This is a genomic window from Peterkaempfera bronchialis (genome assembly GCF_003258605.2).
Classification (GTDB): Bacteria; Actinomycetota; Actinomycetes; order Streptomycetales; family Streptomycetaceae; genus Peterkaempfera; species Peterkaempfera bronchialis.
Map to the genome: position 1 here is coordinate 5430169 of NZ_CP031264.1, position 25855 is coordinate 5456023.

At 73.0% G+C, this 25855-nt stretch carries 18 protein-coding genes and 1 pseudogene; 5 read left to right on the forward strand and 14 right to left on the reverse strand.

Features of this window, described 5'->3' with window-relative positions:
* Window positions 1-303 precede the first annotated feature (303 nt).
* The gene (locus tag C7M71_RS23980) at window positions 304-1698 is read left to right on the forward strand and encodes a glutamine synthetase family protein (protein WP_111490939.1); all 1395 of its coding nucleotides are present in this window, start codon (window positions 304-306) and stop codon (window positions 1696-1698) included.
* 133 nt (window positions 1699-1831) lie between these two features.
* Here C7M71_RS23980 and C7M71_RS23985 read toward each other — a convergent pair whose 3' ends face one another.
* The 9 genes from C7M71_RS23985 to C7M71_RS24025 all read right to left on the reverse strand — a co-directional run bounded on the left by C7M71_RS23985 (window position 1832) and on the right by C7M71_RS24025 (window position 13480).
* The gene (locus tag C7M71_RS23985) at window positions 1832-2713 is read right to left on the reverse strand and encodes a CDP-alcohol phosphatidyltransferase family protein (RefSeq protein WP_175607733.1); all 882 of its coding nucleotides are present in this window, start codon (window positions 2711-2713) and stop codon (window positions 1832-1834) included.
* Complete coding sequence (locus C7M71_RS23990) at window positions 2700-3392, reverse strand: phosphatidylserine decarboxylase (RefSeq protein ID WP_111490938.1); 693 nt, start codon at window positions 3390-3392, stop codon at window positions 2700-2702. The genes C7M71_RS23985 and C7M71_RS23990 overlap by 14 nt, the downstream gene beginning before the upstream one ends.
* 334 nt (window positions 3393-3726) lie before the next feature.
* Window positions 3727-4929 carry an acyl-CoA dehydrogenase family protein gene (locus C7M71_RS23995; protein ID WP_111490937.1) on the reverse strand — a complete coding sequence of 401 codons (1203 nt, stop codon included), beginning with the start codon at window positions 4927-4929 and terminating at the stop codon, window positions 3727-3729.
* A 146-nt stretch (window positions 4930-5075) separates the two neighbouring features.
* A complete protein-coding gene (locus tag C7M71_RS24000; protein WP_111490936.1) occupies window positions 5076-5588 on the reverse strand; it encodes a MaoC family dehydratase in 513 nt (170 codons plus the stop codon).
* Window positions 5589-5601: 13 nt separating this feature from the next.
* On the reverse strand, window positions 5602-6564 hold the full coding sequence (locus C7M71_RS24005) for an HpcH/HpaI aldolase/citrate lyase family protein (protein WP_111490935.1): 963 nt from the start codon (window positions 6562-6564) through the stop codon (window positions 5602-5604).
* A gap of 37 nt (window positions 6565-6601) precedes the next feature.
* Window positions 6602-8602, reverse strand: a complete 2001-nt coding sequence (locus C7M71_RS24010) for a protein meaA (RefSeq protein ID WP_111490934.1) — start codon at window positions 8600-8602, stop codon at window positions 6602-6604.
* A 346-nt stretch (window positions 8603-8948) separates the two neighbouring features.
* Window positions 8949-10286 carry a crotonyl-CoA carboxylase/reductase gene (gene ccrA / locus C7M71_RS24015; RefSeq protein WP_111490933.1) on the reverse strand — a complete coding sequence of 446 codons (1338 nt, stop codon included), beginning with the start codon at window positions 10284-10286 and terminating at the stop codon, window positions 8949-8951.
* Between the two features lie 342 nt (window positions 10287-10628).
* Window positions 10629-11561, reverse strand: a complete 933-nt coding sequence (locus C7M71_RS24020; RefSeq protein WP_111490932.1) for a TetR family transcriptional regulator — start codon at window positions 11559-11561, stop codon at window positions 10629-10631.
* 137 nt (window positions 11562-11698) lie between these two features.
* The gene (locus C7M71_RS24025) at window positions 11699-13480 is read right to left on the reverse strand and encodes a 3-hydroxyacyl-CoA dehydrogenase family protein (RefSeq protein WP_111490931.1); all 1782 of its coding nucleotides are present in this window, start codon (window positions 13478-13480) and stop codon (window positions 11699-11701) included.
* 471 nt (window positions 13481-13951) lie between these two features.
* Here C7M71_RS24025 and C7M71_RS24030 point away from each other — a divergent pair, with 471 nt between their 5' ends.
* Both C7M71_RS24030 and C7M71_RS24035 read left to right on the forward strand, forming a co-directional pair.
* Window positions 13952-16504, forward strand: a complete 2553-nt coding sequence (locus tag C7M71_RS24030) for an excinuclease ABC subunit UvrA (RefSeq protein WP_111490930.1) — start codon at window positions 13952-13954, stop codon at window positions 16502-16504.
* A gap of 110 nt (window positions 16505-16614) precedes the next feature.
* Window positions 16615-16869: pseudogene (locus C7M71_RS24035) on the forward strand (alpha/beta hydrolase); the annotation flags it as partial.
* Window positions 16870-16878: 9 nt separating this feature from the next.
* On the opposite strand, the gene C7M71_RS24040 reads toward C7M71_RS24035, so the two are convergent.
* The 5 genes from C7M71_RS24040 to C7M71_RS24060 all read right to left on the reverse strand — a co-directional run bounded on the left by C7M71_RS24040 (window position 16879) and on the right by C7M71_RS24060 (window position 22453).
* The gene (locus C7M71_RS24040; RefSeq protein WP_175607734.1) at window positions 16879-18051 is read right to left on the reverse strand and encodes a PP2C family protein-serine/threonine phosphatase; all 1173 of its coding nucleotides are present in this window, start codon (window positions 18049-18051) and stop codon (window positions 16879-16881) included.
* Window positions 18052-18182: 131 nt separating this feature from the next.
* On the reverse strand, window positions 18183-19154 hold the full coding sequence (locus tag C7M71_RS24045; protein ID WP_111490928.1) for a 2-hydroxyacid dehydrogenase: 972 nt from the start codon (window positions 19152-19154) through the stop codon (window positions 18183-18185).
* Between the two features lie 11 nt (window positions 19155-19165).
* Entirely contained in the window at window positions 19166-20344 is a 1179-nt protein-coding gene (locus C7M71_RS24050; protein ID WP_111490927.1) for a lactate 2-monooxygenase, read from the reverse strand.
* Between the two features lie 177 nt (window positions 20345-20521).
* Window positions 20522-21367, reverse strand: coding sequence for a HipA family kinase (locus C7M71_RS24055; RefSeq protein WP_111490926.1), 846 nt, complete (start codon window positions 21365-21367; stop codon window positions 20522-20524).
* A gap of 9 nt (window positions 21368-21376) precedes the next feature.
* Window positions 21377-22453 (reverse strand): Rv2578c family radical SAM protein, encoded by a 1077-nt coding sequence (locus tag C7M71_RS24060; protein WP_114914533.1) that lies wholly within the window; start codon window positions 22451-22453, stop codon window positions 21377-21379.
* 163 nt (window positions 22454-22616) lie between these two features.
* Between C7M71_RS24060 and C7M71_RS24065 the strand changes: the two genes are divergently transcribed.
* Both C7M71_RS24065 and C7M71_RS24070 read left to right on the forward strand, forming a co-directional pair.
* On the forward strand, window positions 22617-23057 hold the full coding sequence (locus tag C7M71_RS24065; protein ID WP_111494823.1) for an SRPBCC family protein: 441 nt from the start codon (window positions 22617-22619) through the stop codon (window positions 23055-23057).
* 213 nt (window positions 23058-23270) lie between these two features.
* Window positions 23271-25745, forward strand: coding sequence for an MFS transporter (locus C7M71_RS24070; protein WP_407675938.1), 2475 nt, complete (start codon window positions 23271-23273; stop codon window positions 25743-25745).
* The last annotated feature ends 110 nt before the right edge of the window (window positions 25746-25855 follow it).

Consider the following 25855-nt stretch of genomic DNA (forward strand, 5'->3'; position numbering starts at 1 on the left):
GGGGCCACCACGGCGGCTTGTCCCCGTCCCGGGAGGCTGAGAGGGGTCGGGGTCGGTGTCCACCACGGGGGGGCTTGACCCCTCCGGGGGTGGGGGCCGGCGGTTGAGGGTGCCGATGTGCCTGGGCGCTGCCTGCCGCTGTGTCTTCGGCGTTCACCATGGCGGGGCCTGACCCCTCCCGGGTGAGGGGGCGGCGGGCGGGGGCGGCCTGCTGCTGATCACCCTCTGGGGGGCTATCGCGGCGCCCACCTGCCGCGACACCATGGCGGGGACCGTGGAGCCGACGAAGGGACACCGGCCGCGATGGACGACGAGCAGTGGTCGCGGGACCGGACCGCCAGGGCCGAGGAGGCCCGGCTGGTCGCCGCGCGGCTGCACGCCGAGGGCGCCGCCGGAGTCCTGCTGACGTGGGTGGACAACGCGGGCCTCACCCGGGTCAAGGGAGTGCCGGTACGCAGGCTGGAGCACGCCGCCGCCTGGGGCGTCGGCATGTCGCCGATCTTCGACGTCTTCCTGGTCGACGACTCGATCACCGAGAGCCGCTTCATCGGCGGCCCCGGCGGCGACCTGCGGCTCTTCCCCGACCTCGACCGGGCGGTGCCGCTGGCCGCCCAGCCCGGCTGGGCGTGGGCGCCCGTGGACCGCTACACCCAGGACGGCACCCCGCACCCCGGCTGCCAGCGCCGCTTCGCCCGCCGGATGGTCGACCGGGCGCTGGCGCTCGGCCTGGAGTTCCGCTGCGCCTTCGAGGTGGAGTGGGTGGCCGCCCGCGCCGACGGGCCGCCCGAGGAGATCGCGTACCCGACCCGGGGCCCCGCCTATGGCATGGGGCGGGTGATCGACCTCTCCGACTGCCTGCGCGATCTGCTGCGGGCCCTGGATGAGCAGGGCATCGCCGTCCACCAGGTGCATCCCGAGTACGCGCCCGGCCAGTACGAGCTGTCGGTCGCGCCGGAGGACCCGGTGGCCGCCGCCGACACCTGCGTACTGGTGCGGCAGACCGTGCGGGCGGTCTCGGCCCGGCACGGCCTGCGGGTCTCCTTCGCCCCGGCCGTGGAGGCGGGCGGCGTCGGCAATGGCGGCCACCTGCATCTGAGCCTCTGGCGCGGCGGGTCCAACCTCTGCCACGGCGGCACCGGGCCGCATGGGCTGACCGGGGAGGCGGAGGCGTTCCTGGCCGGGGTGCTGGCCGAGCTGCCCGCCCTGGTGGCGGTGGGCGCCCCCGGGCCGGGCAGCCCGCTGCGGCTGGTCCCGTCGCACTGGGCGGGGGCCTACCGGTGCTGGGGCCGGGAGAACCGGGAGGCGGCCCTGCGGCTGGTCACCGGCTCGTCCGGGGAGGAGGGCAGCGCGGCCAATGTCGAGGTCAAGTGCTTCGACGGCGCCGCCAACCCGTATCTCGCCGTCGGCGCGGTGATCGCCGCCGGGCTGGCCGGACTGGAGGCCGGGCGCACCCTGCCGCCGGAGGCGCACGGCGACCCGGCGACCTGGCCGCCCGAGCAGGCGGCGCGGCTGGGCGTGGAGCGGCTGCCGCAGTCGCTGCCGGAGGCGATCGGCCACTTCGAGCGGTCCGAGCTGCTGCGCGAGGCGATGGGCGAGGTGCTGCACGAGGCGTTCCGCGCCGTCCGGCAGGGTGAGGCCGAGCTGTACGCCGACGCCACCCCCGAAGAGGTGGCCGCCGCGACCCGGTGGCGCTACTGACCGCGCTGCGGCTCCAGGGCGGCTGCCGGACCTTGTCGGTGATCGCGCCGCCGGTGGTCTGCCCGGCAGGGGCCGGAGACGGCGGAGGGGCCCGAGTCCATCCGGACTCGGGCCCCTCCGGGGGCGGTGGCGGTCAGCCCAGCCGGGACTCCGCGCGGCGGGCGCGGACGTCGCAGACCTTCTGGTTGACCTTGCGCCGGATGACCAGCAGCGGCGCCATCGCCGCCAGCGCGATCTGCGCGGTGGCACCCACGTGCAGCAGCACATCGCCGCCGGGCAGCCCCGCCGCCCAGGCGGCCAGGCAGCCGATGGAGACCACGATCCAGCAGAGCGTCGCGGTGGCGAGCAGGCCCTGCGGCTTGGGGTACTCGATGCGGCTCACCATCAGGTAGGCGACACCGAAGATGGCGATCATGGCGGGGATGAACGGCGGGTCCAGCAGCACGATGGCGATCACCGTCATGGCGCCCATCGGGCAGGGCATGCCCTGGAAGACCCCCGGCTGCATCTTCACGGCCGAGAAGCGGGCCAGCCGCAGCACCACCGCCAGCAGCACGGTGAGCGCGATGAACGCCGAGAGCCGCTGGTCGCCGTCGGGCGACACCATGCCCCACACCGCGACGAAGTACGCCGGCGCGATGCCGAAGCTGGTGAGGTCCGCCAGGTTGTCCAGTTCGGCACCCAGCGCCGAGCTGCGCAGCTTGCGCGCGACCAGCCCGTCGAAGAGGTCGCACATCGAACCGAGCAGCAGCAGGGTGACCGCCATGGCGGCGCTGTGCCGGTTGGTGGGCGCCGAGCCGTCGCCGGTGATGTGCGGGATCAGCACACCGGTGGTCATGGAGTAGATCGCCAGGAAGCCGCAGACGGCGTTGCCCAGCGTGAGGAAGTCGGCGGTGGAGAGCGCCTGCGGCGAGCGCGGGGCGCGCAGCTCGCGGTCGCGGGCCCACCGGCGGCGGCGGATCGCCGTCTCCTCGTCCTGTTCGAGACCCAGTGTCTCGGGATCAGTCACGGTCAAGGCGTGTCACCCCGGCAGTCGTCTTCTGGCCGACCCGGACGCCGACCTCGACGCCGGACGGCAGGTAGGTGTCGACGCGCGAGCCGAAGCGGATCAGGCCGACCCGCTCACCCTGCTCGACCTTGGCACCCGGCTTCAGGTACGGGACGATGCGGCGGGCCACGGCGCCCGCGATCTGCACCATCTCGATGTCGCCGAGCTCGGTGTCGAAGTGCCACACCACGCGCTCGTTCCGGTCGCTGTCCTTGTTGAACGCCGGAACGAAGCCGCCGGGGACATGCTCCACCGAGGTGACCGTACCCGGCAGCGGGGCGCGGTTCACATGCACATTGAGCGGGCTCATGAAGATGGCCACCCGGGTGCGGCCGTCCGGCCAGGCCTCGATGGACTGCACCACACCGTCGGCCGGTGAGATGACCCGGCCGGTGCCGATCTCGCGCTCGGGGTCGCGGAAGAACCACAGCATGCCCGCGCTCAGCGCGGACACGGGTACCGCCGCCAGGGCCCACTTGCCGTTGCGCCGGGTGAGGGCGGTACAGACGGCCGCGGTGGCGACGGTGGGGACGAGCCAGGGCGAGGCGCCGCGTGCGAGGGTCACACGGGGACGTCGGCCGGCCTCCGGGGACACGAGGGCATCGCGGTCCACGGCGGAGGAGTGAGGGGACGGGCTGTAGGGCATCGAAGACCTTTGTCGCGGGGGGCACCGCGGGGACGAGTGGTACTGGGGACGGCAGCTGTCCCGGTGGATGCTATCGGCAGCAGGTGGTGAGTGGGCAAGCGCCCGGATCGGGAACCCGCCTGCTACTCGCTGCCCTACCCCTGCTCCGTGTACGACCGTAGCGGGTGCCCGACCGGTTCCCCAAGTGGAAGGTGAAAGGGCGTGAGACGCGTCTCAGGGCCAGGACCCGGCGGCGCCCGCAGGGTTCCGCACGCCCCTGCGGGCGCCCCGGTGGCCGGAATTCGACCAGTCGGCGGTCAGCCGACTGCCCGGGTCCGCTCCTCCACTCCTCCGGTCACTCGGCGATCCGGAACTCCTCCAGCAGCCGGCGGCCCACGATCATCTTCTGGATCTCCGCCGTACCTTCACCGATCAGCAGCATCGGTGCCTCCCGGTAGAGCCGCTCGATCTCGTACTCCTTGGAGAAGCCATAGCCGCCGTGGATGCGGAAGGAGTCCTCCACGACCTCCTTGCAGTACTCGGAGGCGAGGTACTTGGCCATGCCGGCCTCCAGGTCGTTGCGCTCCCCGGAGTCCTTCTTACGGGCCGCCATCACCATCATCTGGTGGGCCGCCTCGACCTTGGTGGCCATCTCGGCCAGCTTGAACTGGATCGCCTGGTGCTCGGCGATCGGCTTGCCGAAGGTGTGGCGCTGCTGCGCGTACCGGATGCCCAGTTCGAAGGCGCGGCGGGCGACGCCGCAGCCGCGCGCGGCGACATTGACCCGGCCGACCTCGACGCCGTCCATCATCTGGTAGAAGCCCCGGCCGCTGGTGCCGCCCAGCACCCGGTCGGCGGGCACCCGGACGTCCTGGAGCACCAGTTCGGTGGTGTCCACGCCCTTGTAGCCCATCTTCTCGATCTTCCCGGGCACGGTGAGGCCGGGGACCGTGGGGTTGGGGCCGAAGCCCGGCTCCTTCTCGATCAGGAAGGTGGTCATATTGCGGTGCGGCGCGTCATGGCCCTCCTCGGTGCGGCAGAGCACCGCGACCAGGGTGGAGGTGCCGCCGTTGGTCAGCCACATCTTCTGGCCGTTGATGAGGTAGTCGTCGCCGTCGCGCACCGCCTTGGTACGGATCGCCGAGACGTCCGAGCCCAGGCCCGGCTCCGACATGGAGAAGGCGCCGCGCACCTCGCCGGTGGCCATCCGGGGCAGGAAGTAGTCCTTCTGCTCCTGGGTGCCGTGGGCGCCGATCATATGGGCGACGATGAAGTGGGTGTTGACGATGCCGGACACCGACATCCAGCCCCGGGCGATCTCCTCCACCACCAGGGCGTAGGTGAGCAGCGACTCGCCGAGCCCGCCGTACTCCTCGGGGATGGTCAGGCCGAAGAGGCCGAGCTGCTTCATGCCCTCGACGATCTGCTCCGGGTACTCGTCCCGGTGCTCCAGCTCGGTGGCGACCGGAATGATCTCCTTGTCGACAAAGTCCCGCACCGTGGCGAGGATGTCCCGCTGGATCTCGGTGAGGCCGTCGGTCTGTGCCAGGCGTCCCATGGCGCGGCTCCGTATCAGGTGAGGTCGTCAGGTGAGGTCATCAGGACGGTCGTGAGAGGCGGGGGCTCCGCAGGGCGTGCGTGGCTGCTGCGGAGCCCCCGGGGCCGGAGGGCGGCCGATGACGGCGGTCGCCCGGTCCGGGGCTTCTAGTCCGAGGACGAGCGGAGTTCCGGGCGGCCGGGCTGCTCGCCGCCGCGCGCCTTGATGTACGTCCCGGTCGGCACCATCACCTTGCGGCGGAAGACGCAGACCAGGGTGCCGTCCTGCTTGTACCCCCGGGTCTCCACCTGGACGATGCCCCGGTCGTCCTTGGACCGGGACGGCCACTTGTCCAGCACCGTGGTCTCGCCGTACACCGTGTCGCCGTGGAAGGTCGGCGCCACATGCTTCAGCGACTCGACCTCCAGATTGGCGATGGCCTTGCCGGAGACGTCCGGCACCGACATGCCGAGCAGCAGCGAGTAGATGTAGTTGCCCACCACCACGTTCCGGCCGAAGTCGGTGGTCTCCTCGGCGTAGTGGGCGTCCATATGGAGCGGATGGTGGTTCATGGTGAGGAGGCAGAAGAGGTGGTCGTCGTACTCGGTGACCGTCTTCCCGGGCCAGTGCTTGTAGACCGCCCCGACCTCGAACTCCTCAAAGGTCCGTCCGAACTGCATCTCAGTGGTCTCCTCAGTCCTGCGGGGGCTCGAACTTGGAGGTGCGCTGCATGCCCGCGGCGCGGCCCTTGCCCGCGATGACCAGCGCCATCTTGCGGGACGCCTCATCGATCATCTCGTCGCCGAGCATCGCCGACCCCTTGGCGCCGCCTGCCTCCGAGGTGCACCACTCGTAGGCGTCCAGGATCAGCTCCGCATGGTCGTAGTCATCCTGCGTCGGCGAGAAGATCTCGTTCGCCGCGGCGATCTGGTCCGGGTGCAGCACCCACTTGCCGTCGAAGCCCAGCGCGGCGGCCCGCCGTGCGACCTCCCGATAGCCCTCCTGGTTGCGGATCTGGAGGTACGGGCCGTCGATCACCTGGAGGTCATGGCTGCGGGCGGCCATCAGCAGGCGCATCAGGATGTAGTGGTAGGCGTCCGCCGGGTAGCCGGGCGGCTGCTCGCCCACCACCAGCGACTTCATATTGATCGAGGCCATGAAGTCGGCGGGGCCGAAGATGATGGTCTCGACGCGCGGCGAGGAGGCCGCGATGGCGTCCACGTTCACCAGGCCCTTGGCGTTCTCGATCTGCGCCTCGATGCCGATCCGGCCCACCTCGAAGCCCATGGTCTTCTCGATCTGGGTGAGCAGCAGGTCCAGCGCCTGCACCTGGGTGGCGTCCTGCACCTTGGGCAGCATGATGCAGTCCAGGTTGGGTCCGGCGCCCTCGACCACGGTGACCACATCGCGGTACGTCCAGTGGGTGGTCCAGTCGTTGACCCGCACCACGCGGGTCCGACTGCCCCAGTCACCGTTGTTCAGGGCGTCGACGATGGTGTGCCGGGCGCTCTCCTTGACCAGCGGCGCGCACGCGTCCTCCAGGTCCAGGAAGACCTGGTCGGCGGGCAGGGCCTGCGCCTTCTCCAGAAAGCGCGGGTTGCTGCCGGGCACGGCCAGGCAGGAGCGGCGGGGACGCAGGCGGTTCACGGTCGTCATGAGGGTGGGTTCGTCCTTCCGGTGCGTGGAGTGGGGGTCAGCGGGCGGAGAGGGTGTCCGCCGCGCTGCGCCACGGCTGGAGTCTGTTGGCGAGACGGATCTCGTCGACGATGCGGCCGATGATGGTGGTGATGGAGAAGTCCTTGGGGGTGAACACTGCCGCCACCCCGGCGGCCTTCAGCGCCTCGCCGTCCGCTGCCGGGATGATCCCACCGGCGATCACCGGTACGTCCTCCACCCCTGCGCGGCGCAGCCGCTTGAGCACATCGGGGACGAGCTCGGCGTGCGCGCCCGACAGGATCGACAGTCCCACGCAGTGCACGTCCTCCGCGACCGCGGCGGCCACGATCTGCTCGGGCGTCAGCCGGATGCCCTGGTACACCACCTCGAAGCCGGCATCGCGGGCACGCACCGCGATCTGCTCGGCCCCGTTGGAGTGCCCGTCCAGGCCGGGCTTGCCGACCAGCATCCGCAGCTTGCCGGTGCCCAGCTCCTCGGCGGTGGCCGCCACCGCCTCCCGTACGGCGGCCAGCTCGCCGCCCGGCTCGGCGGCCACCGCCACCGGGGCGCCGCCGACGCCCGTGGGGGCGCGGTACTCGCCGAAGACCTCGCGCAGCGCGAAGGACCACTCGCCGGTGGTCACCCCGGCGCGGGCACAGGCCAGCGTGGCCTCCACCAGGTTCACCCGCTCCTCGGCGGCGTCGGCCTTCAACCGCTCCAGCGCGGACTTCACGGCGGCGTCGTCACGCTGCCCGCGCCAGGCGTCCAGACCGGCCAGCACCGCCTGCTCGGAGGCGGGGTCGACTCGCTGGATCGCCGCGTCCAGGTCCACGGTGAGCGGATTGGGCTCGGTGGTCTCGAAGCAGTTGACGCCCACCACCTTGTCCTCGCCCGCCTCGATCCGGGCCCGGCGGGCCGCGTGCGAGGCCACCAGCTGCGCCTTGAGGTAGCCCGACTCCACAGCCGGGATGACGCCGCCCATCTCCAGCACCTTGGCGATCTCCGCCTCGGCACCGGTCAGCAGCTCCTCGGTCTTGGCCGCCACCACATGCGAGCCGTCGAAGAGGTCGCCGTACTCCAGCAGGTCCGACTCATACGCCAGCACCTGCTGGATCCGGAGCGACCACTGCTGGTCCCACGGCCGGGGCAGGCCCAGCGCCTCGTTCCAGGCGGGCAACTGCACGGCCCGGGCGCGGGCGTCCCTGGAGAGGGTGACCGCCAGCATCTCCATCACGATCCGCTGGACGTTGTTCTCCGGCTGCGCCTCGGTGAGGCCCAGCGAGTTGACCTGCACGCCGTAGCGGAAGCGGCGCTGCCGGGCGTCGGCGATTCCGTACCGCTCCTGCGTCACCTTGTCCCAGAGGCGGCCGAAGGCCCGCATCTTGCACATCTCCTCGACAAAGCGGACGCCCGCGTTGACGAAGAAGGAGATCCGGGCCACCACATCGCCCATCCGCTCCTGCGCCACCTGGCCGGAGTCGCGGACGGCGTCCAGGATCGAGATCGCGGTGCACATCGCATAGGCGATCTCCTGCACCGGCGTGGCCCCGGCCTCCTGGAGGTGGTAGCTGCAGATGTTGATCGGGTTCCACTTGGGGAGGTGCGCGACCGTGTAGGCGATCACGTCGGTGGTGAGGCGCACCGACGGGCCGGGCGGGAAGACATGCGTTCCGCGCGACAGGTACTCCTTGACGATGTCGTTCTGGGTGGTGCCGGTGAGGGCGGCGATGTCCGCGCCCTGCTCCTCGGCGACGACCTGGTAGAGGGCCAGCAGCCACATGGCGGTGGCGTTGATCGTCATGGAGGTGTTGGTCTTCTCCAGCGGGATGCCGTCGAAGAGGGTGCGCATGTCGCCCAGATGGCCGACCGGGACGCCGACCCGGCCGACCTCGCCGCGGGCCAGGATGTGGTCGGAGTCGTACCCGGTCTGGGTCGGCAGGTCGAAGGCCACCGAGAGCCCGGTCTGACCCTTGGCGAGGTTGCGGCGGTAGAGCTCATTGGACTCCCGGGCGGAGGAGTGCCCCGCATAGGTCCGCATCAGCCAAGGCCGATCGCGGGCCTCTTTTTTGGGCTCGCTCGCCTGCGGGCGCTGGGTGTCGGCGCCGACGTTCCTCGCTCCGGCGCTCCTTCGTCGCTTGTCGCTCGTCGCTTTCGGCACCGACGCGCCCTTCGGCTCGCTCGCCTCTTTTTTGGGCTCGCTCGCCTGCGGGCGCTGGGTGTCGGCGCCGACGTTCCTCGCTCCGGCGCTCCTTCGTCGCTTGTCGCTCGTCGCTTTCGGCACCGACGCGCCCTTCGGCTCGCTCGCCGGGGCTTTCGGCGCCGACGCGCTCTTCGGCTCGCTCGCGGTGTCTGTGTGGTGCTCGGTCATGGCGGCGTACCCGCTCTCAGACGTTGCGGAAGCGGTTGATGGCCGGCAGGTGCTTCTCCCGCAGTGCGGTGTCCCGGACGCCCAGGCCCTCCTGGGGGGCCAGGCAGAGCACGCCGACCTTGCCCTGGTGGAGGTTGCGGTGCACGTCGAGGGTGGCCTGTCCGGTCTCCTCAAGCCGGTAGACCCGGGAGAGCGTCGGGTGGATCCGGCCCTTGGCCACCAGCCGGTTGGCCTCCCATGCCTCGCGGTAGTTGGCGAAGTGCGAGCCGACGATCCGCTTGAGGCTCATCCACAGGTAGCGGTTGTCGTACTGGTGCATATACCCCGAGGTGGAGGCGCAGGTGACGATGGTGCCGCCCTTGCGCGTGACATAGACCGAGGCACCGAAGGTCTCGCGGCCGGGGTGCTCGAAGACGATGTCCACGTCCTCGCCGCCGGTCAACTCGCGGATTCTCGCGCCGAGCCGCTTCCACTCCCTGGGGTCCTGGTGGTGCTCGTCCTTCCAGAACCGGAAGTCCTCGGCGCTGCGGTCGATGATCGCCTCGGCCCCCATCGCCCGGCAGATGGCGGCCTTCTGGTCGCTGGAGACCACGCAGACCGGGGTGGCTCCGCCGGCCAGCGCGTACTGGGTGGCGTAGGAGCCCAGGCCGCCGCTGGCGCCCCAGATCAGGACGTTGTCGCCCTGCTTCATCCCGGCGCCGTTGCGTGAGACCAGCTGCCGGTAGGCGGTGGAGTTGACCAGTCCCGGGGAGGCGGCCTCCTCCCAGCTGAGGTGGGCCGGCTTGGGCATCAGCTGGTTGGACTTGACCAGGGCCACCTCGGCGAGGCCGCCGAAGTTGGTCTCGAAGCCCCAGATCCGCTGCTCGGGGTCGAGCATGGTGTCGTTGTGGCCGTCGGCGCTCTCCAGCTCCACCGAGAGGCAGTGGGCGACGACCTCGTCGCCCGGCTTCCAGGCGTTGACGCCGGGCCCGGTGCGCAGCACCACTCCGGCCAGGTCGGAGCCGACGACGTGGTACGGCAGGTCATGGCGGGCGGCGAGCGGGGAGAGCTGCCCGTACCGCCGCAGGAAGGCGAAGGTGGAGACCGGCTCGAAGAGCGAGCTCCACACCGTGTTGTAGTTGACGGCGCTGGCCATCACGGCGACCAGGGCTTCGCCCGGCCCGAGCTCGGGGACGGCGACCTCGTCCACATGGAGGGACTTGCGGGGGTCCTTCTCACGGCTGTCGAGTCCGTCGAACATCTCCTCCTCGTCACGGTGGAGCGTCACCGCCCGGTAGGACTCCGGCAGCGGCAGCGCGGCGAAGTCCGCCGCCGTGGTGTCGGAGCTGAGGATCGCGTCGAGGATTTCCTTCAAGGCTGCCTCCGAAGGCGTACCTGCGTGAGGGCGCAGGGCGTCTGGGGGAGCCGGGAGCGGACACCGGCTTTTGAGGGTTCGGGTGGAGGGGGGTGGGCCGTCCCGGGTTGCGGGAGCGGTGGGTGGTGCACGGCGCTCCGAGGTGGGGAGCCGCGGCGCCGTGACCGGTGGGGAACAACGTACTGGCACCCTGTGCCACTCGTAAAGACACCGCGTGCCATTAGTTTCGTCCAGGGTCGCCCCAGGGGCCCGCCACCGCAACAGGAGCGGTCGGCGGGCATGCGAAGGGGCCCGTCCCGCAGCTGCGGAACGGGCCCCCAAAGGGCAGGTGACCAGGGGTGATCAGGAGGCGGGCGGGTCCTCGCGGTCGGCTGCGGCGCCGCTGAGCGCGGTACGGATGGAGTCCAGCACCTGGTCCAGCGGCGCATCCGTACGGGCCACTGTGATGAGCACCTCACCGCCCGGTGCGGCGCTGACCGCGCTGCCCACGGCGCTCTCCAGGGCCGCCTGGGACTCCCGCATGGCACTCGGTGCCAGGTCGGCACCCCGGCGGCGGGCGGATGCCGGGGCCTGCGCCCAGAAGGTCTCCCGGATCACCTCGAAGGAGTGGTCCAGCTGGGCCTCCACATCGCCCCGGCCACCGGCCCGCAGCCACCGCCGCAGGACGTGGTTGTGGGCCGCGACCACCGCCGCCGCCGACACCTCGGCCAGCATCGGGTCGTCGTCCCCGCCCCGCCGCCAGGTGGGCGACAGCGCCGCCGCCGCGTCGAAGCGGCCCAGCAGATAGCGGGTGAAGAGCCGCTCGTACCGGGCCACCACGGTGATCTCCCGCTCGCGCAGCGTCGGTACCTGCCGGATCAGCCGGTAGCGGGCCACCGACACGGCCGGGGTGGAGGCGTACATCCGCAGCACCTCCTTGATCCCCCGGCAGACCACGTCCAGCGGGTGCTCCTCGGCGTCGGCGCTGGCCAGCAGGTCGGCCACCCGGATCAGGGTGTCGTCGTGGTCCGGGAAGATCGCCTCCTCCTTGGACCGGAAGTAGCGGAAGAAGGTCCTCCGGGCCACCCCGGCCGCAGCGGCGATCTGGTCGACCGTCGTCTCCTCGTAGCCCTGTCCGGCGAACAGCTCCATGGCGGCGGCTGCCAGGTCCTGCCGCATCTGCTGGCGCTGCGCGGTGGCCCGACGGCCGTTGGCGCCGTGCCCGAGCCGCTGGCCGCCGGCGGCAACGCCGCCGCTGGTCGCCTCGTGTCGCACCGTGGCACGCTCCCGATCCATGCGTGGCACGCTACACGCCCCGGCCTGCCCGGCGTCCGTCCCCGTCGCCGATTCCCGCTGGTCGGGACGGCCGGGCGGGCGCGGCCACCGGGACGCCACCGCCCCGGGGCCCACGCCGAGCCGTCCGCCGCGCACGGTCATCGCCGCGCGTGGTCGCGAAACCCACGGCCGGTCTTGCGCCCCAGGCAGCCCGCCGCCACCAGGTGCTCCAGCAGCGGCGCGGGCGCCAGCCCCGGCTCGCGGAACTCCTGGTGCAGCACCCGCTCGATGGTCAGCGACACATCCAGGCCCACCACGTCCAGCAGTTCGAACGGCCCCATCGGGTAGCCGCAGCCCAGCCGCATCGCGGTGTCGATGTCGTCCACCGTGGCGTAGTGCTCCTCCAGCATCCGCACCGCGTCATTGAGGTACGGGAAGAGCAGCGCATTGACGATGAACCCCGCCCGGTCGCCGCACTCCACCGGGTGCTTGCGCACCCTGGCGCAGACCTCCAGCGCGGTCGCGGCGACATCCGCGCCGGTCAGCACCGTGGAGACCACCTCCACCAGCTTCATCGCCGGGGCCGGGTTGAAGAAGTGCAGGCCGACCACGTCCTGCGGGCGGGTGGTCGCGGTGGCGCACTCGATCACCGGCAGGCTGGAGGTGGTGGTGGCCAGCACCGCGCCCGGTCGGCAGACCTTGTCCAGCGAGGCGAACAGGTCCCGCTTGACCGCCAGGTCCTCCGCCACCGCCTCCACCGCCAGGTCCACCCGGTCCAGGTCACCCAGGTGGCCGCTCGGGACCACCCGGGCCAGCGCCGTGTCGCGGGCCTCCTCGCTCAGTCGGCCCTTGGCCACCGACCGGTCCAGCGAGGCCGCCAGCGCGGCCTTCGCCCGGTCCGCCTTCTGCTGGCTGCGGGCCACCAGCAGCACGTCGTACCCGGCCTTGGCGAACACCTCGGCGATGCCCGTCGCCATCGTCCCCGAGCCGCAGACGCCGACCGAGCGCACCTCCCGCCCGGCCACCCGGCCCGCCGCCGCACCGACCGGCTCCGGCTCCGCGACCTCATGCGACGACCCGGGCGCCTGGTAGCGGTAGAAGCCACGCCCGGTCTTGCGGCCCAGCAGGCCCGCCGCCACCAGCTGCCCCAGGATCGGGGCGGGCGCGTGCAGCCGGTCGTGCGACTGCGCGTACATCGCCTCCAGCACGGTGCGCGCGGTGTCGACGCCGATCAGGTCCAGCAGCGCCAGCGGGCCCATCGGCAGGCCGCAGCCCAGCCGCATCGCCGCGTCGATGTCCTCCCGGGTCGCGTACCGGGACTCGTACATCGCCGCCGCCTGGTTGAGGTACGCGAACAGCAGGCCGTTGACGATGAACCCGGCCCGGTCGCCCGCCGCCACCGGCGACTTGCCCAGGTCACGGGCGAACTCCGCGGCGTCCGCCGAGACCTGCGGCGAGGTCAGCACCGTGCGGACCACCTCGACCAGCTTCATCCGGTGCACCGGGTTGAAGAAGTGCAGGCCCAGCACCCGCTCCGGGCGGGAGGTCGCCGAGGCGATCCGGGTCACCGACAGCGCGGTGGTGCCGGTGGCCAGCACGGTCTCCGGCGGGCAGAGCCGGTCCAGCTCGGCGAAGACCTCCCGCTTCAGCTCCAGCTGCTCCGGCACCTCCTCGACCACCAGGTCGGCGAGGGCGGCGTCCGCCAGCCGGTCGCTGTAGGAGATCCGGTCCAACAGCTCGGCGCGCTCCTCGGCGGTGAGCCGCTCGCGGGCCACCGCGTGGGCCGTGGACTCCTCGATACGGGCCTGGGCGGCCTGTGCGGCGGCCCCGTCCAGCTCGATGCCGACGACCCGGCGGCCACTGCGGGCGGTCGCCACGGCGATACCGGCACCCATGGTGCCCAGGCCGACGACGGCGACGGTGGGGAAGGGACGGTCCATTGTCCTGACTCCTCATGGTGGCCCCGCGTCGCGCACTCCCGCCGCCGGTGCCGTCGGTGCCGACGGTGCCGTCACGGGGGAGGAGGGTTGCGTACACAGGGAGGGAAGGCGGCTGCGGCACGGCACCGGGTGGCCGTTCCGCTCCGGCCGGAGCCCGGTGGTGACAAGGTGCTGACCTGCTGGAATGCGGCTGTGCCGTCGCCCTGCCGCAGCGTGCGGACCGGGGGCGACGCCTCCCGATGGACCACGGGGGCGGCAACGGGAGCAGACACTGTCCCGTACGGAGAGACCGCGCGGTGGCGCGTCGTACGGGGCCCCGCCGGTGCGGCTCCCGAGGCCCGGCGGTGGTGATTCCCAGCCAGTCTAACCCGGGTTACCGTCTGGTAGGAAGAGGGCGGGGCGCATCCCGGCACCGGCGCCGCCGAGGACCGGCCGTGAGCCCCGCCGACCACCAGCGGAGAGGCGCCACCCGTGAACGACCGCAGCTGCCTTCCCCGGCCCGCGCCGTCCGGCGCGCACGACCCCTTCGTCCGGGTGCGCGGCGCCCGCCTGCACAATCTGCGCCGCATCGACGTGGACCTCCCCCGCGACGCCTTTGTGGCCTTCACCGGAGTCTCCGGGTCGGGCAAGTCGTCGCTGGCCTTCGGCACCCTCTACGCCGAGGCCCAGCGCCGCTACTTCGAGTCCGTGGCGCCGTACGCCCGCCGGCTCCTCCAGCAGACCGGCGCACCCGAGGTGGACGAGATCACCGAACTGCCGCCCGCCGTGGCGCTCCAGCAGCGGCGCGGCACCCCCGGCTCCCGCTCCTCCGTCGGCACCGTCACCACGCTCTCCAACCTGCTGCGGATGCTCTTCTCCCGGGCCGGGCACTACCCCGAGGGCACCACCGAACGGCTGGACTCCGACGCCTTCTCGCCCAACACCCCGGCCGGCGCCTGCCCCGAGTGCCACGGCCTGGGCACCGTGCACCGGGTCACCGAAGCCTCCCTGGTGCCCGACCCGTCGCTCTCCATCCGCGACCATGCGATTGCCGCCTGGCCCGGCGCCTGGCAGGGCAAGAACCTGCGCGACGTGGTCGCGGCGCTCGGCCATGACATCGACCGGCCCTGGCGGGAGCTGCCGCAGGCCGAACGCGACTGGATCCTCTTCAGCGACGAGCAGCCCGTCGTCACCGTCCACCCGGTGCGCGAGGCCGGCCGCATCCAGCGCCCCTACCAGGGGCAGTTCATGAGCGCCGAACGCTATGTGATGCGCGCCTTCTCCGAGTCCAGGAGCGCGGCGACCCGCAGACGGGTGCTCCGGCACCTGGAGAGCGCCCCATGCCCGGTCTGCGACGGCCGCCGACTGCGGCCCGAGGCCCTGGCCGTGACCTTCGCCGGCCGCGACATCGCCGCCCTGGCCGCCCTGCCGCTCACCGCCCTCGCCGACGCCCTGCGCGACGCCCTGCGCGACACCCTGCGCGACACCACCTGCGACACCGCAGGGTCGGACGCCGCCGCCGTCCTCACCCAGGACCTGGTCGCCCGCATCGCCGTCCTGGCGGAACTGGGCCTCGGCTACCTCAGCATGGACCGCCCCACCCCCACCCTCTCGCCCGGCGAACTCCAGCGGCTCCGGCTGGCCACCCAGCTGCGCTCCGGCCTCTTCGGCGTCGTCTACGTGCTGGACGAACCCTCGGCCGGCCTCCACCCGGCCGATGTGGAACCCCTGCTGGCCGTACTCGCCAGGCTCAGGGCCGCAGGCAACTCGCTCTTCGTGGTCGAACACGACATGGACGTGGTGCGCCGCGCCGACTGGGTGGTCGACGTCGGCCCAGGGGCGGGCGGGCAGGGCGGCCGGGTGCTGCACAGCGGCCCGGTGGCCGGACTGCGGGACGTCGAGGAGTCGGCCACCCGGCGGTACCTGTACGGGCCGGACGGCGGGCAGGCCGCACCGGCCCGCCCGCCGCGCCGCCCCGACGGGTGGCTGCGCCTGCGCGGCGTCACCCTGCACAACCTGCGGAACCTGGACGTGGACCTGCCGCTGGGGGTCTTCACCGCCGTCACCGGGGTCTCCGGCTCCGGCAAGTCCACCCTGGTCAGCCTGGTCCTCGCCGACCTGGTCGCCGAGGCGCTGCGGGCCCGGGGCGGACCGGCCGCCGCTGCGCCCCGGGACGGCCAGGACGACGAGGACGACCCGCACGGCACCCCGCGCGCCGAGGTCGCCTCCGCCGAGGGGCTGGACTCCCTCGACCGGCTGGTCCGGGTCGACCAGAAGCCCATCGGCCGCACCCCCCGGTCCAACCTGGCCACCTACACCGGGCTCTTCGACGCCGTACGCAGGGTCTTCGCCGCCACCGACCAGGCCCGCGCCCACGGCTACGGCCCCGGGCGGTTCTCCTTCAACACGCCCTCCGGCCGCTGCGAGACCTGCCAGGGCGAGGGGTTCGTCGCGGTGGAACTGCTCTTCCTCCCCGGTACCTACGCCCCCTGCCCCACCTGCCACGGCGCCCGCTACAACCCCGAGACCCTGCGGATCACCTACCGGGGCCGGACCATCGCCGATGTGCTGGACCTGGCCGTGGACGAGGCCGCCGACTTCCTCGCCGACGTACCCGCCGCCGCCCGCTCGCTGCGCACCCTGCGTGACGTTGGGCTCGGCTATCTGCGGCTGGGCCAGCCCGCCACCGAACTCTCCGGCGGCGAGGCACAGCGGATCAAGCTGGCCACCGAACTCCAGCGGGCCCACCGTGGACGGACCCTCTATCTGCTGGACGAGCCCACCACCGGCCTCCACCCGGCCGACACCGCCGTGCTGATGCGCCAGTTGCACGGCCTGGTCGACGCCGGGAACACCGTGCTGGTCGTCGAGCACGACATGGCCGTGGTGGCGGACGCTGACCGGGTCCTGGACCTGGGCCCCGGAGCGGGCGACGACGGTGGCCGGGTGGTCGCCGCCGGTACCCCCGCCCAGGTGGCCCGCGCCCCGCACAGCCGCACCGCCCGCTACCTCGCCCGCCACCTCGGCGTCCCGGGCGCCAGCTGACGCGCTGGAGGGCTGCCCCGGGTGGTTGCCGTCGGTACCCCCGCCGAGCCTGCTGAAGCTCCGTCAGTTCCCCGTGCTGGGGCTACCCCCCGAGCCGATGGGGTGGATGCCCGGTGCGGATCACCCCCTACGGGCCGTCGAATGTGCTGCTGCTCCAGAACCTGCGCGACCCGGCCACCCCCTACAGCGGTGCCCTGAAGCTGCGCCGCGCCTTCGGCGACCGGGCCCGGATGGTCACCGTGGGCTCCGGCGGCCATGGCGTCTACCTGGCGAACGGCAACGCCTGCGGCGACCGGCTGACCACCGGCTTCCTGGTCGGCGGACGGCGCCCCGCAGGCGACGTCCGCTGCCCGGCAGAGCCCTGAGTCGCCCGGTCAGTGGTGGAGGCGGAGTACGGCCTGCCGGAGCCGGACGGCCGGGCGGCCCGGGTGGACTCCGCTCAGCGGCGTCGCGCCCAGCAGCCGGCTCGGCACGGCCTCGTGCACCACGGCGAGCAGGGCGACGTCATCGGTGAGCCGCCGCCCGGTGTGGCGGGTGAGGTCGGCGAGGAGGGCGTCCAGCAGACCGTCGGGGCCGGGCGGGACGGGCCGGGACATCCGGGGCAGCGGGTCGTAGAAGACCCCGTCGCGGTCGCGGGCCTCGGTGACCCCGTCGGTGAAGAGCAGCAGGGCGGTGCCCTGGGCCAGGTCGAACCGGTCGATCGGGGTGGCGGGGGCGGCCAGGTCGCCGAGACCCAGTGGCAGGGCGGGGATTCTCGGCTCCAGGACGCGGGTGCGCTCGCCGTCGACCAGCAGCGGTGCCGGATGCCCCCGGTTGGCCATCCGCAGGGTGCGGAAGTCGGTGCCGATCTCGGCGACGACGGCCGTGGCGAAGGTCTCGGCGTCCTCCCGCAGCTCGTTCAGCCGCCGTACCGCCCGCTCCAGCACCCGCAGCATGTCGGGCAGGTCCGGGGTGCGGTCGGCGGCCTCGCGGAAGGCACCCAGCAGCACGGTGACCGCCTCCACCGCGCCCGGCCCCTTCCCCCGGACGTCGCCGATCAGCAGCCGCACACCGTGCCGGGTGCGCTGGACGGCGTAGAGGTCCCCGCCGATGGCGGCCTCCTCCTCGGCGGCGGTGTACCGGGCGGCGATGGCCAGCGGACCGATGCGGGCGGGCGGCGGCGGCAGTACCGCCCGCTGGACGGCCTCGGCCATGTCCCGGGCCGAGCGCAGCATCCGCTGGTCGCGGCTCATCAGCTGGTTGACGCCCGCCGCGAAGATGGTCAGCACGACGATGCTGACCAGCTCGCTGACGGCGGCGAAGTCCAGCCGGCCGCCGTGCCGGTAGACCAGGTAGAGCCCCGCCAGGTCGGCGGTGCAGCCCGCCGCGACCGTCCCCGCCAGGGACAGCAGCGGCGCGGCGGCCACCGGCGCGGCCGCCAGCAGCGGGAAGGTGCTGAGCTGCGGCGGGGTGGGGATGTCGAGCACCACCGCGGCGGCGATCAGCAGGAAGGGCAGCAGCTGGGTCCACCTGGGCAGCCCGCGCAGGGATTGGCGGTTGTACTCCATCCAGGCGGCCCCTCCGGCAGTGGTGATCCCCTCAAGCATCCGCCGCCCACCCGGCGGTGGCGACCGCAGGCCGCGCGGCGGGTGACGCGGGCCCTCGGGGCCGCCTCCCGGTCCGCGCCGGGGCCGCGCGGTCAGCCGACCGTGTCGCGGGGCGGCCTGCCCTCCAGATAGGCGGCGGTGTTGTCGATCGCGGCCAGCGCGATCCGGACCAGCGTCTCCCGGGTGACCCCGGCGATGTGCGGGGTGAGGACGGTGTTGGGCGTCCGCAGCAGCCGCAGCGCGGCGGTGGGCGGCTCCGGGTCGAAGACGTCCAGCCCGGCCCCGGCGAGGCGGGCCGCCTCCAGGGCGTCCGCCAGCGCCTCCTGGTCGACGATCGCCCCGCGCGAGGTGTTGACCAGGAAGGCGGTGGGCTTGAGCAGCGCCAGCCGGTCCCGGTCCAGCAGCCGGCGGGTCTCCGGGGTGAGCGGCAGGTGCAGTGAGACATAGTCGGCGGTGCGCAGCAGTTCCTCCAGCTCCACCCGCCGGGCGCCGTACCGCTGCTCGGCCTCCGGGTAGCCGTGGCGGGCCGTGTACCGCACCGCCATGTCGAAGGCGACGGCCCGCCGGGCGACCTGCTGCCCGATGGCTCCGAAGCCGACCAGGCCCAGCGTCTTGCCGGAGAGTTCGGTGAGGGCGGGCTGAAGCCGGGGCGTGGCCCAGTCGGCGGCGGCCAGCGCGGTGTGCGCCGGGATGATCTGCTTGGCCAGGGCGAGCATCAGGGCGAAGGTGTGCTCGGCCACGTCCTGCTGCTCGGCGCCGGTGGAGCTGATGTTGGCGACGGTGACGCCGTGGCGGCGGGCGGCGTCCAGGTCGATGTAGTCGAAGCCGTGGCTGGTGCACTGGACGAACTCCAGCCGGGGCGCCGCCGCGATCTGCCCGGCGGTCACCGGGGCCAGCGCGGTGACCACCGCCTGGGCGCGGGCCAGCGCCGCCGGGTCCTCGTCGGTGGACTCCACCACGGTGACTTCGGCCCGGTCGGCGAGCCCGGCGGACAGCGCGGTGCCGGTCTCCCGCCCACCGAGATGGACCGGGACGACGACCAGCACACTCTTGCGGTCGGTCATGGTGACTCCCTTCAGGCGCCCCCGGGACGGGTCAGCGCTTCGCGGGTCAGCTCGCCGGGCCGGGTGTACCCGGAGAGCGCCATGGTGAGGTCGAACTCGGCGAGCAGGCAGCGCAGCACATGGGTGACCCCGGCCTCGCCGTCCAGCCCCAGCCCATAGACGTACGGGCGGCCCAGCAGCACGCCCCGGGCGCCCAGCGCCAGCGCCTTGAGCACGTCGTCGCCGCTCCGTACGCCGCTGTCGAAGAGCACGGTCAGCCGGTCGCCCACCGCCTCGGCGATCCCCGGCAGGGCGTCGGCGGCGCCGATCGCGCCATTGACCTGCCGGCCGCCGTGGTTGGAGACCACCACGCCGTCCATCCCCGCGTCGGCGGCCCGCCGGGCGTCGTCGGGGTGCAGCACGCCCTTGAGGACGATCGGCCCGTCCCAGTGGTCCCGCAGGAACGCCAGGTCCTCCCAGGTCTTGCCGGGGTCGGCGAACATCTGCGCCCAGTGCAGCACCGCAGCCGTCGGGTCCTCCTCCACCGGCTTGGCGAGGCCGGCCCGGAAGGCCGGGTCGGAGAAGTAGTTGGCGGTGCCGATGCCATGCAGAAACGGCAGATACGCCTGGTCCAGGTCGCGTGGCCGCCAGGCCAGCAGCCAGGTGTCCAGGGTGACCACCAGCACCGAGTACCCGGCGGCCTTGGCCCGGCCGAGGAAGCTGACGCAGACCTCCCGGTCCTTGGGCCAGTACAGCTGGAACCAGCGCTCCGCCTGCTCGCCCATCGCCTCCGCGATCTGCTCCATGGTGGTGTCGGCGGCCGACGACGCGGTGAACGGCAGGCCCAGCGCGGCGGCAGCCCTGGCCGCCGCCGGCTCGGCGTCCGGGTGCATGATCGACAGCACTCCCACCGGGGCCAGCGCCACCGGCGCCGGCAGCCGTCGGCCGAACAGCTCCACGCCCAGATCCCGCTCGCGTACGTCGCGCAGCATCCGTGGCACGATCGCCCACCGGTCCAGCGCCTCCCGGTTGGCCCGCTCGGTACGGCCGCTGCCCGCGCTCCCGGCGACATAGCCGACCGGGCCGGGCCCGAGCCGCTGCGCCGCCATCTCCTCCAGGCGGCTGAGGTCGGTGGGCAGTCGGGGGACGGTGCCGTTCATACCGTTGAGGTAGATCTCGAACTGGAACGCCGACCAGTCCTGTCCCTGCATGGTGCCCGCCTCCCGCTCGGTCCCACTGCCCGCCCCATGATCCTGGTACGGCGGGCCCGCGCGGTCCAGTCGGCGGCTCAGCTCGGGGCAGGCCGTTTGTCAGCCGATGACAGACGGGAGCCCCGCAGGGCGAGGCCGTGGGCGGGACGGCGGGCCCGGGGCGGGGCCCGGTGGCGGTCAGCTCGGGATGTGCTGGAGCCAGGCGGGGCGCCCGGCCTGCTTGGCCGCCGTCCGCTCGGCCTCGGTGGCGCGCAACTGCTCGGGGGTGGCGAAGCCGTCCGGCAGCCAGAGCTCGGAGGCCGCCGCCCGTGCGGCCAGATGGGCCACATACGCCTCGCGGAGCTGTCCGACCGAGTCGAACCCCGGCTCGTCCGCCAGCCACTCCTCCGGCACCAGGTCCACCACCTCGCGCAGCAGCTCCTCGGTGACCAGCGGCGCCAGCGCCCGGTCGGCCGCCGCCACATCGGGCCCGAAGACCCCCAGGGCGTGGTCGGCCATGCCATAGCGGCGGGTCACCGCGGCACCGGCGTCCGACCAGCGGTGGTGGAAGATCAGCGCGGCGCCGTGGTCGATCAGCCAGAGCCTGCCGTGCCAGACCATCAGGTTGGGGTTGCGCCAGGTGCGGTCCACATTGGCGGTCAGCGCGTCCAGCCAGACGACCCGGCCGGCCTCCAGCGGGTCCACCGCCGGGCCCTGCCGGGTGAAGTCGCGGGCCCCCGGCAGGAAGTCCATGCCCAGGTTGAGCCCCGCGCTGGCCCGCAGGATGTCCTGGACCTCCTGGTCGGGCTCCCCGGCCGCCACCGCCGGGTCGAACCGCACCCGCACCAGGTCCGGCACCCGCAGCCCCAGCCGCCGCGCCAGCTCCCCGACCACCACCTCGGCCACCAGCGCCTTGCGGCCCTGCGCGGCCCCGGTGTACTTCACCACATAGGTGCCCAGGTCGTCCGTCTCGGTCACCCCGGGGACGGAGCCCCCCGCCCGCAGCGACACCACATGGCGCAGGGCGGTTACCTCGTTCAACACCCCGCAAGCCTAACCGCCCGCCGAACCGGGGGTGGGGCGGCGGTCAGAGCAGGGTGAGCTGGGCCGGGGCGGGGGGCTCCGGGTGGGCCGGGGCCGGGGGATGCGGCGGGAGGCGGTCGGGCCGGTGGCGCCGCAGCCGTACTCGGCGGCGAGCCGGTGCACGGCCTCGGTGATCTGCCGCTGGTACCAGCGCGGGGCGTAGGCGGCTTCGCCGTACAGCGCCTCGTAGCGGGGCAGCAGGTCCGGGCGGTGGCGCCGCAGCCAGGCCGTGTACCACTCGCGGGCGCCCGGCCGCAGATGCAGCACGATCGGGGTGACCGAGACCGCGCCCGCCTCGGCGATGGCCCGCACGGTGGCCCGCAACTGCTCGGGGGAGTCGCTGAGGTACGGCAGCACGGGGGCCATCAGCACCCCGCAGGGGATACCGGCCTCGGTGAGGGTGCGGCAGACCTCCAGCCGCTTCTGCGGGGAGGGGGTGCCGGGCTCGACGGTGCGCCACAACTCGCGGTCGGTGAAGCCGACGGAGAGGTTGACGGCGACATCGGTGACGGCGGCTGCCTGCCTCAGCAGCTCCAGGTCGCGCAGGATCAGCGACCCCTTGGTGAGGATGGAGAACGGGTTGGCGTAGTCCCGCAGCGCCTCGATGATGCCGGGCATCAGCCGGTAGCGGCCCTCGGCCCGCTGGTAGCAGTCCACATTGGTGCCCATGGCGATGTGGTCGCCGTGCCACCGCCGGGAGCCCAGCTCGCGGCGGAGCAGCTCGGCGGCGTTGACCTTGACCACGATCTGCGAGTCGAAGTCATGGCCGGTGTCGAGGTCCAGATAGCTGTGGGTGCGCCGGGCGAAGCAGTAGACGCAGGCATGGGTGCACCCCCGGTAGGGGTTGACCGTCCAGCTGAACGGCATCCGGGAGGCGCCGGGCACCCGGTTGACGATCGACCGGGCGCGCACCTCGTGGAAGGTGATGCCGCGGAACTCGGGTGTGTCGAACCGGCGGGTGACGGTGTCCGCGCCGAAGAGGGCGGCCGGGCCGGTGGCGGGCTCGTCGGCGGTGGCGGTGTCCAGTTGCAGGTTGTCCCAGCGCATGGGGTCCTCCTCGCCGCTGGTGGTGCTCGAATCCAGAGTAGAACATATATTCGAAGATCGGTTCGGGTTGTGCCGGTTTGGAGCCGCCGCACGCCGATGGTTGGCTGGTCCGGGCGACCGCGAAGGCCGCCGGACAGCGTCGCGGAAGCGTGAGGAGCAGGACATGTCGCAGGTGTACGCCGCCACGGAGCGGGTGCTGGAGGCATCCCCGGAGCGGGTCTACGAGGCGCTCGCCGACTATGAGCGGACCCGTCCCCGGCTGCTGCCCATCCAGTACAGCGAGTACGAGGTGCGCGAAGGCGGCAAGGGCGCCGGCACGCAGGTCCACTGGAAGCTCCAGGCCACCGAGAAGCGGGTGCGGGACTGCCTCTTCACCGTCTCCGAGCCCACCCCGGGGCGGCTGGTGGAGACCGACGCCAACTCCAGCATGGTGATCACCTGGACGGTCACCCCGGCGGGCGAGGGCCGGTCCAAGGTGGTCGTCGAGACGACCTGGCAGGGCGCCGGCGGCATCGGCGGCTTCTTTGAGCGCACCTTTGCGCCCAAGGGCATCAACCGCATCCACGGCGAGGTGCTGGACCGGCTCGCCGCCGAGGTGCACTGAGCCGAGGTGTGCTGAGCCGGGGTGCGCTGGCCCGGGGTCGCGTCACCCGTCCGGGTGGGGGAACGGGTGTCCGGGGTATTCCCCGGGTGGGTGAACCGGCGCCCGCCGGTCGCGGCGGCGGGCGCCATCTCCGCTGGTCGACGCAGACCCAGCGGATATGACGACAAAATGACCGGTTCGAGCAAAGTGTCGGCAACTGCCATCATCCTCCGCATGTCTGTGATGGAGGCGGCCCGACCGGCCCCGGCCAAACCCGAACCCCGGCTGCCAGCAACGGAGTTGACGGCACGCCAGGTTCGACTGGTGTTCGCCGGGCTGATGCTCGCGCTCTTCCTGGCCGCCCTCGACCAGACCATCGTGGCCACCGCGCTGCCCCGGATCGTCGGCGAACTGCACGGCCTCGACCGGATGTCCTGGGTGGTCACCGCCTACCTGCTGGCCTCCACCGTGGTGCTGCCGCTCTACGGCAAGCTCGGCGACATCTTCGGCCGGGCCAGGGTCTTCCGGTTCGCCATCGCCATCTTCATCGTCGGCTCCGCGCTCTCCGGCTGGTGCCACTCCATCGACCAGCTGATCGCGTTCCGGGCGGTGCAGGGCATCGGCGGCGGCGGGCTGATGATCGGCGTCCAGTCGATCATCGCGGACATCGTCTCGCCCCGGGACCGAGGCCGCTACATGGGCCTGATCGGCGCGGTCTTCGGCATCTCCTCGGTCGCCGGTCCGCTGCTCGGCGGCTGGTTCACCGACGGGCCCGGCTGGCGCTGGTGCTTCTGGGTCAACATCCCGATCGGCGCCCTCGCCCTGCTGGTCACCCTGCTGGTGCTGCGGCTGCCCCGGCCGACCGCGCGGCCCCGGCTCGACCTCGGCGGCGCGCTGCTGCTGGCCGTCGCCTCCACCTGCCTGGTCCTCGCCACCAGCTGGGGAGGCACCACGTACGCCTGGACCGACCCGGTGATCGCCGCGCTGGGCGCCGCCACCGTCGGCTGCCTGGTCCTCTTCGCGCTGGTCGAACGGTTCGCGGCGGAGCCGGTGATCCCGCTGCGGCTCTTCCGCGACGGCGTCTTCAATGTCTCCGGTGGCATCGGCGTGGTGGTCGGCGTGGCGCTCTTCGGCGCCGCCAGCTACCTGCCCAGCTTCCTCCAGATGGTGAACGGGGCCAGCGCCACCGGCTCCGGCCTGCTGATGCTGCCCATGATGGGCGGCATCGTGCTGGCCTCCATCGGCTCCGGTCAGCTGATCAGCCGTACCGGACGCTACAAGGCGTACCCGGTCCTCGGCGGCGCCCTGTCCACCGCCGGCATGGCGCTGCTCGGACTGCTGCTGCACGCCGACACCCCGTACGTGGTCTCCGCCGCGGCCATGGCCGTACTCGGCCTCGGCGTGGGCCTCTCGCTGCCCGTGCTGGTGCTGGCGGTGCAGAACTCGGTGCCGCCGCGCGACATCGGCACCGCCACCTCCGCCAACAACTACCTGCGCCAGATCGGAGGCTCGGTGGGCGCCGCCGTCTTCGGCGCCCTCTTCCACGCCCGGCTCACCGACCGGCTCGCCGCCACCCTGCCGCCCGCCCGGCCCGGCGGTCCCGCCCTGCCGGACACCGACTCCATCACCCCGGAGCTGGTCCGGGCACTGCCGACGCCGCTGCGGGACGCCTATGTCACCGCGTACGCCGACGCCATGCCGCGGATCTTCCTCTACCTGGTGCCCGTGCTGGCGCTGGGCTTCGTCCTCGCCTTCCTGCTCAAGGAGAAACCCTTGGCCACCCAACCGGCCTCCGGACCCGCAGCGACCCCGGGCGACCTCGGGCTGCCGCCCCAGGCCCCCGGCCCGGTCCCGGTGTCGACACCGGCATCGGCATCGGCGTCAACGTCGGCATCGGTATCTGGGGCCGCGCCCACATATGGGACCCCCGCCGCGCCGACCGGGCCCGCCCCCGGCATCCCGCTGCGCGGCACCGTCCGGGAACCCGACCGGGGCGCCGTACCCAACGCCGTGCTGACCCTGATCGACATGGACGGCCGACAGGTCGCCAGGGCCGCCAGCGGCGCCTCCGGCAGCTGGGCGCTGGCCGCTCCCCGGTCCGGCAACTATGTGCTGATCGCCGCCGCCGGCGGCCACCAGCCGCAGGCCGTCACCGTCGCCGTGGGCAGCCGCCCGGTCGACCTCGACGTGGTGCTCGGCGGCACCGGACGGCTCAGCGGAGCGGTCCGCAGCACCGAGGGCGCCCCGGTGCTCGGCGCCGCCGTGGTGCTCACCGACCCGCGCGGCGAGGTGGTGGCCACCGGCCACACCGACGACGACGGCGCCTACCACTTCCGGGACCTGGTGGCGGGCGACTACACCCTCGCCGTCAGCGCCCGCGCCTACCGCCCCGCCGCACTGGCCGTGGCCGTCGCCCCCAGCGGCGAGACCCGGCAGGACGTGGCGCTGGCCGGCAGCGGCACCCTGCGCGGCACCGTACGGACCAGCGGCGGCCATCCGGTCGCCGACGCCCGGGTGACGCTGCTGGACTCCACGGGCACGGTCGTCGCCGCCGTCACCACCGGCGCGGACGGCACCTTCCGCTTCAGCGACCTCCAGCCGGGGGAGTACACGGTGATCGCCAGCGGCTACCCGCCGGTGGCCACGGCACTGCGCCTGGAGGACGGCCACACCGAGCGCGACCTGCATCTCTCCCACCGGCTCGACTGACCCCGGCGGGCCGGTGCTCCGCCGCAGGGCCGGCGTCGGCCTCCTGTACCGGCCCTGGCGGGAGCTGGGGGAGTTCGACGGGGATGGGCCGGTGCTCCGTTGCGCGGCTG